Below are 11,873 nucleotides of genomic sequence, written 5' to 3'. Positions count from 1 at the left end.
CCACCCCTGAAGATTAGAATTCAAGCAGTTTAGCTTTAACCATATTGATCAGGTGTTGCAAGCCGTTATCTTATACATCTTCAGATAACTCTCGCTTTACATACATGCTCTTGTCCTCCTTCCCTTTCGGGTTAAAGTTAGTTGTTCACCTCGAGGCCATTTATTCTGAACCCCGCTTAGCTCCGCTAAGTATTTCTTAATGCGTACCACGGCGCACACTCTCATTACATTCGGTTGAAAACCTTTTGTATAATCCTCAGCTTGCTTTAAAGCAGCAGTTGGTGTAGTTCTACTCTTTTCTCCTATTTTACCTTCTTTTAACTCTGCTTTAGTAGCAGCCTTCATCTCTATAATAATAGGAACGGCATTCAATGACCTATCCTTACCACGAGGCACTAGAACAATATCAGCGTAACCTCTTCCTGCAAATTGCTCTAAGTAAACCCTAAGATTGTGTCTATAGCGGAAATTCACAAGAGCTCCCGCTATAAACCCATGATGTGCTGCTTCTCTTGTTTCTTGAGCACAGGTAAGTGAATTCTTATATTCAGAGTGAATTTTACTAACTTTTTTTAGAATATTTTCAACAGGCTTTTTCACTTTTTCCACATCAGGATTAGTCAGCTTAGCTATATCACTTTCTGGATTATTCCATAACCCCTTTTTTATTTCCTTAAACTCATGTGTTGCAGAAGTATTCTTATCCAACTTGTCATCTTTTACTTCAACAGATATTTCCCCTGTGGCTTTAACAATTTTTACTAATTTAACTTTAAGATCATCTTTAGCACTTCTCACATGTTCATTCTGTGCAGGTAAATTTGATTGACCCAGTATCTCTTCTAGCTCACCATAGGTAAATTTTTTACTCTTACTATCATTCTTACCAAACTCTGAAATCACAAAAAGATTTACCTTCTCAATCGCGCTTTTCTGATTTGTAATACCACCTTTTCTTATAACAGCCACTTTCAGAGTTTTCGAACCATCAAAACTAAAATATATTTTTTCAATATCTAGCTTTTTCGCAATCTCTGTATCTATCAAAGTAGAAAAGCTTCCTAAAAAGAAATGCGGAAAAAACCCTTCTTTACCTACTGAATGTAAATATGATGGAATTTGATCGATATATGACTGAAACCTTGCTTTGAAAGATTCAAAATCACTTCCTTGTTGAGTTGAAGTACTTGGGCTAGCTCCTGCATTTGAACCTGCTTCTCGAATCAACAACTCTATTAATTCAAAACCTTGTGGTTTCTCTTGATTTGGCACAAAATCCTCCAACAATATATAATGTTTTTTACTTGCCTAGTCTTACATTGGACTTACCATACGTTTTTCTAACTTCTACTTCAACTAAATCACCACTTGGACCAGGTTTGTTCTTTTTATCAAGCCCTTTATCAGCAGACTTACCATAGGCTAAAAACTTACTTAATGATTCATTATCTCCTTGCTCTAATATAGAACGTATATCATTTGCTTTTTCGGAAGACATGAACTCCTTGATTTGTCTAGAACTAGCCTTATCTAACATTGCCCATACTGGCTCCATAAAACCTTTTTCAACCAAATGCACTGAAAATTTTCCTTGAAAAGAAGAATCTTCCATCATTTCCTCGTCCAATGTGAAAGTACGATGATTATCAAATCCTTCTTTTTTCCACATATGCATAAAAACTTCCACACCAGCACCTAAATAATGCTCTGGACAGTCCTTTATCATGAATTTCAACCAAAGAGAGTAATCATCTTCTGAAATTTCACTTGATTTTAAACAATCAAACAATTCCTGAAATTTACCAAAATTGGGCATGTCTTTCATTTTATTCAAAGATCCATAATGATCATTTTTCTCTAAATCTCTTCTTAAAAGTTCTGGATATCTATTAGGACTTACCTGACTCAGGAAAAACTCAAATATATCAGGATAAATGCGAAAACTAGGTCTTGCCGTATAAGCTGCATTTTTCATCAAGATCTCATCCTTCTTTTGTGCACTTATTTCATCTTCAGGCAAAGATTTTATCTTATTCCAAAAGAATTCCACTGCTTCTACTCTTTGCCAATCTACTGCACAATCAAGCCCATACTCATATGGATGACGGTCCCTCAAATCCAGTTTATCAAGATACCCACTAATGAAATGTGACCAAAATTGAGCTAAAGGACCTTCTCCATAGCACTTAACTAAGCGGCGATACTCAAGCAAACTGCCACCACCTTTAGCAGACAATTTCTCTTTTCTTTCCTCAAATATAGCTCGTATTTCATCTTCCAAACAACACTCACATGCAATTTGGTATCTAACAGTACCAAAAGGATTTGGATTACTATCTGAACTGGGTGCAATTAATTTTCTGCCTACCACTTGTCTATTAAGCTTCACTCCATGCAAATTATTGACTTCTTCCCAGCAATCTTTACTAGATAACACTCGTGCAAGAAAATTATTTCTTATTTCACCATACCCCTCATGTATCATCCAATGTGCATAGCACCAACGCTCAATCTGAAGGAGCTTAGATGCCCTATAAGGATCATCTTCCTTAATAGATGAAAACAAAACTTCTGAAATATCCCGACGGTCCATAATTACCTCCTTTTGAACAATGAAAGAATGTTGTACTCTTCACGTACCATAATGAATAAGTCCAATATATTTTAGGTATATTATCCCACCTTTAAAACTTGTCAATTACTATTTTAGAAAAATTTTCTAACCTAAAGTGGTTTTTAGTAAAAGGCTCTTAATAGGCTTATATAAGGTCTTTTGTTCACTTTTAAATTCTGTTTTTTATAAGTCTACCTTAATTATTATTCTAAAATAAACTGGTATTAATTTAACAATATATGTCATTAATAACTTAAATAATATAACCATTTCCAGCACCCAAAACCAGCAAGCGTGAGAACAATTTTTCTTGGAATCGGTTGGTCTACCGCTAGATCCGTGCGAACTTTTATTTATAATAATTCCACTATACCGCAAAATCAGCTATACTAGCCTACTTTTACCACATTTAGATATGAACCAATTTGCTTAACTTTGTTACAACAATTTTATGTTTTTATTTTTACAACGCCGCTTTTGTTTAATTGTTCTCACGAAGGTAGGTACTTTTTTACAATTTCGCAAGAATTAAAGAAGTCAATAAACAAATTTTCTGCAACACTAAAATTAGGTATTTCTCTCAAAAATATTTTATTCAAAAAAACACTTTTTCTTTCTATTTAATTATGGTAAACTCAAGGGAGAATTAAAATGGGGTATAATATGCTATCTCTGTTGAAGCAATGCTCAACTGAAGAGTCCAATCATAATGAGGCACCTGAGCAGGATGCATCGATTTTCGCGAGTACCCCAAGTAAACTAACCAGCACGAGTAACATGGGCGTGTTTGACCCAACTAACATGAGTACCCCGATTCACCATGATAATCTGTACGGCCCAATTTTCACAAGTAACTCGTACGATTCGATTAATGAGGCTGAGCTAAGTGGCAGAATTGGTGTGACTGGCGCAAGTAGACTGGCTCTTCCAATTGAAACAATAGCAACTGCATTCGGCAAAATAAGAGAACTAGGAGAACAGGAGAACAACTTATTACTGTTGACATACTTAAGAGGATTGGAAACCGGTGTTGGAGATCTTATGTATGAGGTAGAAGAAGTGATTAAGAGTGGTGGTAGCAAAACTTGCCACGAAAATGAGCCTGAGGACCTATTTCAAGATATTTACAAATTTAAAAAAGAATTAAAGGTAGGAAAAAGAATAAATGTTTCTTTAGATGAAAAAAATCAAGCGTTGTCGAAACAAAAAGATCAATTAAAAGAAGAGAAAAAAGAGCTTCTAACCGAAAATAATAGACTAAAGGCACAGCTAACTAGAAAAAAAGAAGAACTATCTATGAGATGTGAAACTTTAGTGCAAAAGGCGGAGGCAGATCTAAGTAAAGTGGTTAAAGAAAATACGCTATTGAAACAATGGAGAAATGAGTTCAATAACGAACATAGACACATTTTAAGATCAGAAGAGACAAAGGATCTAGGTATACAAACAGAGAACATAGGTACATTACAAGAAGGAGCTGAATTAAATGACTACTATAGGAAAGTAGTAGAGCTGAAAGAAAAGCTAAATATAGCGAATGAAGACAATAAGCAATTAGTATCAATGAATAATTCCTTAAGAGATGAGGTAAAACAACTAAAAGACTCAAAGTTGGAAATCTTACAATTTAATTCTACAAAAGAAACTCTCTTTGATGAAATAAGAGCAGCTAATCAGCAACAAACAGAGGATCTTGACAAATCAATTCAAACGGAAATTAAGTGCGAATGTAATTCTGAAGCCACAGTACCTACAGGGAATGAAGAGTTGAGTAATGCAACACAAGACTTGAATAAAAAAACTAGTGAAGTAGATACACTTACTGAAAAACTTAAAAATAAAAGTAAAGAGCTAGATGATGCAAATCAAGCTCTGGATACAAAAACTAGTGAAGCAATTAAACTTACTCAAGAAAACAGTCAACTTGGGGAGGAATGTAAGAATACAAAAGTTCAGCTTAAAGGCAAAAATCAACAGTTAGATGAAACAACTAAGACACTTGAAAACGTACAAGCTCAATTCAAAGAGAATAAGAGGGAGCTGGATGTTGCAAAGAAAAATGTTTTACAATTAAAAAAAGATCTAAAGCAAGCAAAACGAGATACTAGTATACTAAATAGTCAACTGACTGAACAAAATCGTCAACTAGGAAAGCAGCTAAATAGTACACAGCAAGGCTTGGATAAAAAAACTAGTGAAGTGGCTCGACTTACTGGAGAGTTTAAGGGAACAAAGACTCAGCTTGAAGGAAGGAGGAAAGAGCTGGAAGCACTTAAAAGCGAAAATAATGACCTGAAGACAAGGCTGCATGGATCTGGAAGCAAAAGTGAAGGACTAGAGAGTCGAGTTAAAAATCTACAGGAAAAACTTGAAAGCAAAAATAAAGAGCTAAATGGTAAAAATAAAAAATTCTTGGGAGCAAGCACTCATAGTAAAAGGCAAGGTAATTACGCCTCTGTTTCTTTTGTATTATCTGGCGCATTTGCTGTTGGTGCAAGTTTAACAATACCTTATTTAGCAATATGTATTACACTTGCTGTAGCTGCATTAACTTTTCTTGCAGTAGGATTTTACTGTTCGTATAAAGCAAATACAACACTTAGCAATGTTGAAGTTAAAAATGGTATTGATTCTGCGGCTGTGGAAGTTTAAAATAGCACAAGTTGAGAAAGGATAGCAGTGGTGGGATAACTGTTTAGATATTAAGTTAATAATTTAGAGATTCTTCTAAAGAAATTATCTTATTAAGAAAAACTACTTGACGTTTATGATTTTTTAGACATAGTCTTTTATGTTAGATTCAAAGAAGACTGAATAGGCTGCTCCACACTTTCTACTTTCTCGAGCTTGGTGTTGGGATTTATGATATTATACAGTGCAAGACCTATATACGCTAATCCAACTATTCCCACAATCGCTGCTACTACAGGCATTTTCATGATATACAATGCAACACAATTTACCAATAACACTGCACCAACAACACTAGCCAGGATTGCTTGCCTTTGTTGCGTTAACGGTTTATTTTTTTCGTCTACATCATTGCCAGATCTACTATCAAAACACGGTTCGGAAGTTGGCTCTACAGTAGTTTCTATTTGCGCTTTTTCGCTACTTTCACATGTAGGTTGAGGAATTTTAAGATCTTCACTATTTATATTACATAATTTGGTGTCAGTTTCTGTAGCTTTATCAACTGTATTGGTTTGCTTTTTTATTTCAACTTTAACTTCCTCAACATCTGCCGGCATCTCCATATCAGCTCCTTTTGCGGTAGTGGTACCTTTTTTATTTCTAAGTTTTTCAGCAATATCTTTCCATATTTTTTTCGGTGTTCTCATAATGTTTTTCTCCTCTTTCTTTTGTAAATTAAGATGCTATTCCGTAAAATTTCTCCAACTGTTGACTCCACAGCATCGGTATTTCTCTTAAATCAGCTAACCTCAAACCACTTGGTTGCCTCCCATTTACTATGTCTTCCTTAATCTTTGGAGCCAGATAATTTAATCTCAAGATTTGCTGTATTCTTCTCATGCTTATCTTAATTTTAGTGCTCAGCTCCTTCACACTTCTATATTTTCCTGCCTCCAGTTGACGTTTCCACAGATGAGCCCTTACCACTGCTTTTAGTAGCGCATTGTTTGTTTTTCCTTCTGGTTCTACTACTGTGCATTTATTTCCTTTCTTTTTTAAACTCATTGGTATAAATTTTTCCTCTGATTCAGAACACACTTCTACTCCTTCCTCTCTCACCCACACTACCTTTATTAACTTTTTCACCGCTTCTTTCTGTTCTCCGAAGCTTAAGCTTTCCCAATTTTCATTTAGGCTTTCAGCTCTCTTCATTACTTCTTTTTCCACTTCTCCGGCTACTATACTTCGACTCATTGATGGACACCTTCTTCCACTTAAATGATTATTACATATATAATATCGGTACCTCTTATTCTCCTTTTTGGAATATGTCAGCGTCATGTTTACTTCACAGCTCTTGCACTTAACTATTCCCCTAAGCAGCGCTTCCTCATATTTTGCTCCTCGATGCGGTTGCTTCTTTATCAATTCTTGCGCTTTTTGCCATTTTTCTTCCTCTATTATCGCTTCATGCTTTCCTTCATATTGCTTCTCATAATGTCTTATCTTTCCCATATATATTGGATTTGTTATTATTCTCCTTACCGTCGCTTTTTTAAAGATATCTGATTTTGTTCGGTATCCTTCTCTATTTAACTCTCTTGCCAACTCTGCCATTGACTTCAGCTCCAAATACCTTTCAAATATGTGCTTTACTGTCTTTGCTTCTTTTTCATTTACTATCAATTCTTTATCTTTTACATCATACCCAAGCGGCAAAGTTCCTCCCATCCATAATCCCTGTTCTTTTGATGCTGCTATTTTGTTTTTTACTCTTTCTACGATCATTTCTCTTTCTAGTTGTGCTGCTCCTGATAATACCGTTTGTACGAACTTCCCCATTGGCGTATTATTGTCAAATATCTGCGTTACTGCTACAAAATTTACTCGGTGCCTTCTAAAAAATGATGTCACTTCTATACTATCTTTTGTTTCCCTTGATAGCCTATCTAGTGTATATACTACCACACAATCTACTTCTCCTTTTTTTACATCTTCAAATAATTCCTTTATCGCTGGTCTTTCTAAGTTTTTTCCTGAATATCCACCATCATCGTACTTTTTTGCCAATGCTACCCAGCCTTCTTTGCTCTTTATGTATTTTTCACATGCTACTCGTTGTGCATCTAAACTGTTAAACTTCTGCTCTAGCCCGTCCTCATTTGATTTTCTCGTATATATCGCGCATCTTACCTCTTTTAGCATCCTTTCTCCTTTTCTCTCATTCCAAATAGGAGCGGTCCATTATAACTCATTCCCATTATTTTCCCGGCTACTGCTGATAATGACGTATAAAACTCTTCTTTATAGATTAAACCCTTATCTGTTACCATTACCGCATGAGCCTCTTCACCTCTTTCTAATATTAGCTCTGTTCCCTCTACTGGCAGTTTATCGCTACTTATCCTTTTTCCATTCTCTAGTCGATCTGCCAGGTATTCGAGTCTTTTGGCACCTTTTCTTGACATTTCTCCATATGCTTCCTCCTGTATCCTATACGCCAATCTTGGTATCAGATACTTCTTTGAATGTCTAGGTGCCTCTTCCCCATATACCTCCTTCCACATTCTCCTCAGCTCTTCTAACGTTTTTTTCTCTAAATTCATTACTTTCTTTTCTGTTTCTCTTTCCATATTTTCAGCCTCTCATAAATAGCTTTTCAATTCTGTCTGTTTCTTTCTTTAATACCTCGGTTATCTCTTTACTATTTTTCGCATAATCCATTGCTGTCATTCCGAACTTATCTTCTTGCTCTATTTCAGTCCCTGCTTTTACTAGCTCCTCCACTATTTCTTTTTTACCTACCATACATGCAAGGTGCAGCGGTGTGCATTTATTTCCATATTCCTCAGCATTTACGTCTGCTCCTGATTTTATCAATTCTCTCACGGTTTCTAGACGTTTTTCCCCTACCGCTAGGTGCAGTGCCGTATATCCTTCTACATCTTTAGCATTCACATTCGCTCCTTTTTCAACTAATAACCTCACTGTTTTTGCATCTACTGCATAATGTAAAACTGTTCTTCCATTCTCGTCTCTTGCATAAATATTTTTACATGAGTTCTCTAATAATTCTTTTGCTGACTTCTCTTTCTCTTTTTTACTCATAATTTACCTCACCTTTTCTTTAAATTTAAACCCCTAAGCCTTCCTTCTCACCACCTCATCTATCATTTCATTCACTTGGCTCATTATCTTGCTCGCTAAATTTTTACACTCTTCCCTTATTAGCCCCTTATCTCTCTTTCTTATTTCTTCTATCTCTATTATTTTTAACTCAGGTAAATAGCTCCTATCCAACATATCTGCTATTTCTCCCACTAGACCCTCTATTCCATAGCACGTCAGTTTTCTACTTTTTGTTATTCCACCTTGCTTTCCCAGAAATTTCCTCGCCTTTTCATTCTCTCCATTATCCCATAGGCCATACCTTTCACTCTCCCATATATAATACATTGGTGTTGCACCATATTTATCCAGTTGATTAACTGCAGCTCCCGCTTTTACTAGCTCTTTTATTATTGCAATACCTGCCCCTAGCCTACATGCAGAGTGCAGTGGCGTACATCCGTTGATATATTTAGTGGCATTTATTTCTCCTCCTCCCCTTATCAGCACTTTTACATTTTCTAAACTTCTCGCAAATACTGCGCAGTGCAGTGGTGTATAACCCTTTTTATCTCTTGCATTGATATCCGCTCCTTTTGTTATTAATAACTTCACTGTTTTGCAATCGGAGATTTCTACTGCATGGTGCAATACTGTTTCCCCTTTTTCATCTTTTTCATTAATATTCTTAAACGAGTTCTCTAATAATTCATAAAATGATTTATTAAAAGCTTCTCTCTTTTCCTTGCTAAACCTCATTACATACCTCACTATAAAAACATACGCCAATTTCGCTCTCTTTAGTGCAAGATCAATTTTTTTTGTTTACTTGCTACTATTTAAGTTATGTGCGTTTTGGCATGAAAAAGCAAGTCTTTTTCTGTTTATTTCATACACTTTAACCTATTATTAATATAATATATGAGGATATAAATATAAGTACTTAACTTATTATAGATACTACTTGGCTATTTTTCCAACTTCTGTTCAAATGTCGATGTTCGTGCCATGTTAGTACACCTGGGTAAAACACTAAAATGTAATTTTCTAACTCCTGTATTGCATCCTTTTGCTTTGAATCCAATTCGTTTTTAAAATGAATGTAGTGTTCTGCTACGCTAAATCTTATTATTTTGGGGGTAGAGAAATTCTTTACTTGATAGTGGTGAACGGCAAAAAATCTTTCTAAAATTGGCTTGTATTTTAAATTCCACAGTTGTTCAGATAGTTTGCTACTTCCCAATAAAAATTTATCCCCTTCCTCTTCTATACTAGTAACCGGAAAACATGCGTTTATTTCTCCTAAACTCCAACTGTCCGATAATACTATCTGCGCTTTAGCAAACTTAATTGCCGGTAGTAAGCTCTGTGGTAGCGGATATAGCGCTTTGAAGTTATACCACACATGATTTCTTTCATAAATACCGTTATAATTCTTTGTGTGAGGTTCGGTTTCTCCAAGGATTGCTACATCCAACCGATATATATCATTGCTTAAAGCTCGTTCATAATGATCGCGTAGATAGTTTTCTACAATCCTAATAACTGGACCATGAGACATGAAAAAATTTACTCTTCCAAATGATAACACTGGGCCATCTTTTTCTATTTTTACTCCCGAATAGTCAGAAAGAAGATCTCCAAATAAACTCTCATCCAATATAAATCTCTGCGCATTATAATAATCGTTAAAAATCCTCATTAGTCTCGATCTTGCAGGTAGTGATAGTTTTGCTAATTCTACTACTGCATCAACAAAGAAATCATTTGGTACGTCTCTTATCCCTACCTGCAACTCAAAAAAGTGTTTACCGGGTGGCTCTTCAATAATTGTAATATCTTCTATATTTGCCCATTTGAGCGCTATTTTGAGTGATGCTGGGGTTCCTCTTAAACGCTGAAATTTTACTCCTTCTACTATAGCTCTTCTTTTATTTTTTACCCAACGCAGTATCTCTTCTAAACCATATTCTTCTATTATCCACTGCAGTATTTCATCTTTAAGACTAAATTTAAATTCCTTGATGCAACTTGGATTAACTTTGTAGTTGATTGCTTCTACTAGCGCTTTTTCTTGTTTGTTTGCATTTGGTGGCAGTAACATTACTCAACCTTTAAATTTCTCAAACTTGCACACTCATTACCTAGCACCACAACATCCTCTTTTGGCTCGATTAATTCCACGTTTTCTATACCATCTACAAATAAATTCGCTATTATCCAAGATTTTGTAACGTTCCATCCCAACCTTTTACTTGCTTCAAACTTCTTAATAAACTGCTTCTTGATTTCTTCCTCTGATGTTATATAATTCGTGCTGATTCTGCTGTGGATATCTATTTCCATAATATTGCAGCCAATTACTGTTACTGTATCGGTTAAAACTCTTATATCATCTCTACTAACCTGCTTTTTTACAATTTCAAGTAGCTCTTCTAACGCCATGCCAGTTGTGGATAATTGTGTTGATAAAATCGAGATCTGTACTTTCCCTGGTATAGGTGATTCTACTAGCGCATCCTTTACTCTTCTATCTGCCGAAAGTGCATGATAACGATAATATTCTTTGCTTCCTCCTGTTGACCACCCCTTTATTTTTGCTTTGATTCTTTTTCTAAATCGTTCGTCATCTTCTTCTTTCTGCCTCTCTACTCCATAAAACTCAGCCAAATTATCAAGATCTTCTCCTGTCGCAAATTTAAGTAAATTACTCTTTACTGCTTCATTTATTCTTTCTCTAAGCAAAAGTTCTCTCCATGCTGCTACCTCTAGAATCTTTATCGCTGGATCACTTTCAACTAATGCTGTAAAACTTTCATCTCTACGCACTAACTCTTCTTTCATTCTCGAAAAGATTTCCTCAAAGTTCAGTGGTTCGATAATATTTGGCTGCTGCATTTTTAAACAACTACTCCATTAATATTTATGAACTTACCTTCTGAAAGATAGACACCTTCTAAATTCAATGTTACTCTCCCTTCTTTTACTCCTTCAATTTTTACTTTTTCTAACTTAAATCTCTTTTCCCATTTTTCCAAAGCTTCTGCAGTTGCTGCATATATCTCAAGTGTTAAATCTCTATTTATTGGCTTATCCACCAATTCAAATAATCTTGAGCCATAATCTCTCCTCATTATTCTACTGTTAATAGAAGTAGTTAATATATCAATTATTGATTGTTTCAGATGTTCTATTCCCTCTAATTCTTTACCTGTTTTAGCGTCCATTCCTTTCATTTTTCGACTATTTTAATTTTTTTATTTTGAAAACACACTTTGATTTTTACTTGCTATTTGAAAATTACAGGATGCCACATCACCTGTTCTCGCTACACCAATACCATTTACAAATACGTTGTTTGATCCTTGCGTTAGTGTTTCCCCAATACTCAAGATATCACCCTTACGACAAGCAGGTCTACCATTAACAAATACATCTTCACTCCCGCTCACACAGACATGAATCGGCATACCTGTACAATGATCTCCTATGCAAACAACTGCTTTACTCATATATA

Annotated in this window: 12 protein-coding genes; 1 reads left to right on the top strand and 11 read right to left on the bottom strand. The window is 35.3% G+C overall.

Features of this window, described 5'->3' with window-relative positions; genetic code table 11:
• Positions 1-96: 96 nt before the first annotated feature.
• Together ABWU69_RS01330 and ABWU69_RS01325 are read right to left on the bottom strand one after the other, a co-directional pair.
• Positions 97-1,272, bottom strand: a complete 1,176-nt coding sequence (locus ABWU69_RS01330; RefSeq protein ID WP_353285271.1) for a hypothetical protein — start codon at positions 1,270-1,272, stop codon at positions 97-99.
• Positions 1,273-1,300: 28 nt separating this feature from the next.
• Positions 1,301-2,593, bottom strand: a complete 1,293-nt coding sequence (locus ABWU69_RS01325; protein WP_353285270.1) for a hypothetical protein — start codon at positions 2,591-2,593, stop codon at positions 1,301-1,303.
• Between the two features lie 822 nt (positions 2,594-3,415).
• On the opposite strand from ABWU69_RS01325, the gene ABWU69_RS01320 reads away from it, so the two are divergent.
• Positions 3,416-5,266 carry a hypothetical protein gene (locus ABWU69_RS01320; protein ID WP_353285269.1) on the top strand — a complete coding sequence of 617 codons (1,851 nt, stop codon included), beginning with the start codon at positions 3,416-3,418 and terminating at the stop codon, positions 5,264-5,266.
• A 137-nt stretch (positions 5,267-5,403) separates the two neighbouring features.
• Here ABWU69_RS01320 and ABWU69_RS01315 read toward each other — a convergent pair whose 3' ends face one another.
• The 9 genes from ABWU69_RS01315 to ABWU69_RS01275 form a co-directional block, all read right to left on the bottom strand.
• Positions 5,404-5,955 carry a hypothetical protein gene (locus tag ABWU69_RS01315; RefSeq protein WP_353285268.1) on the bottom strand — a complete coding sequence of 184 codons (552 nt, stop codon included), beginning with the start codon at positions 5,953-5,955 and terminating at the stop codon, positions 5,404-5,406.
• A 28-nt stretch (positions 5,956-5,983) separates the two neighbouring features.
• Complete coding sequence (locus tag ABWU69_RS01310; protein ID WP_353285267.1) at positions 5,984-7,453, bottom strand: recombinase family protein; 1,470 nt, start codon at positions 7,451-7,453, stop codon at positions 5,984-5,986.
• Positions 7,447-7,881 carry a DUF2924 domain-containing protein gene (locus ABWU69_RS01305; protein ID WP_353285266.1) on the bottom strand — a complete coding sequence of 145 codons (435 nt, stop codon included), beginning with the start codon at positions 7,879-7,881 and terminating at the stop codon, positions 7,447-7,449. Before ABWU69_RS01305 ends, ABWU69_RS01310 begins: the two co-directional genes overlap by 7 nt.
• Positions 7,882-7,885: 4 nt before the next feature.
• Positions 7,886-8,356 (bottom strand): ankyrin repeat domain-containing protein, encoded by a 471-nt coding sequence (locus ABWU69_RS01300; protein ID WP_353285265.1) that lies wholly within the window; start codon positions 8,354-8,356, stop codon positions 7,886-7,888.
• Positions 8,357-8,389: 33 nt separating this feature from the next.
• Complete coding sequence (locus ABWU69_RS01295) at positions 8,390-9,115, bottom strand: ankyrin repeat domain-containing protein (RefSeq protein ID WP_341810414.1); 726 nt, start codon at positions 9,113-9,115, stop codon at positions 8,390-8,392.
• A 184-nt stretch (positions 9,116-9,299) separates the two neighbouring features.
• Complete coding sequence (locus ABWU69_RS01290) at positions 9,300-10,460, bottom strand: phage tail protein (RefSeq protein ID WP_353285264.1); 1,161 nt, start codon at positions 10,458-10,460, stop codon at positions 9,300-9,302.
• On the bottom strand, positions 10,460-11,254 hold the full coding sequence (locus ABWU69_RS01285; RefSeq protein WP_353285263.1) for a baseplate J/gp47 family protein: 795 nt from the start codon (positions 11,252-11,254) through the stop codon (positions 10,460-10,462). Before ABWU69_RS01285 ends, ABWU69_RS01290 begins: the two co-directional genes overlap by 1 nt.
• 2 nt (positions 11,255-11,256) lie before the next feature.
• Positions 11,257-11,592: a GPW/gp25 family protein gene (locus tag ABWU69_RS01280; RefSeq protein ID WP_353285262.1), complete on the bottom strand. Its 336-nt coding sequence runs from the start codon at positions 11,590-11,592 to the stop codon at positions 11,257-11,259.
• A 21-nt stretch (positions 11,593-11,613) separates the two neighbouring features.
• A complete protein-coding gene (locus ABWU69_RS01275; RefSeq protein WP_353285261.1) occupies positions 11,614-11,868 on the bottom strand; it encodes a PAAR domain-containing protein in 255 nt (84 codons plus the stop codon).
• Positions 11,869-11,873: the final 5 nt, after the last annotated feature.

Source organism: Wolbachia endosymbiont (group A) of Beris morrisii (genome assembly GCF_964028185.1).
Classification (GTDB): domain Bacteria; phylum Pseudomonadota; class Alphaproteobacteria; order Rickettsiales; family Anaplasmataceae; genus Wolbachia.
The sequence above is the reverse complement of the archived record's forward strand: the minus strand, read 5'-3'. Positions and strand labels throughout refer to the sequence as shown.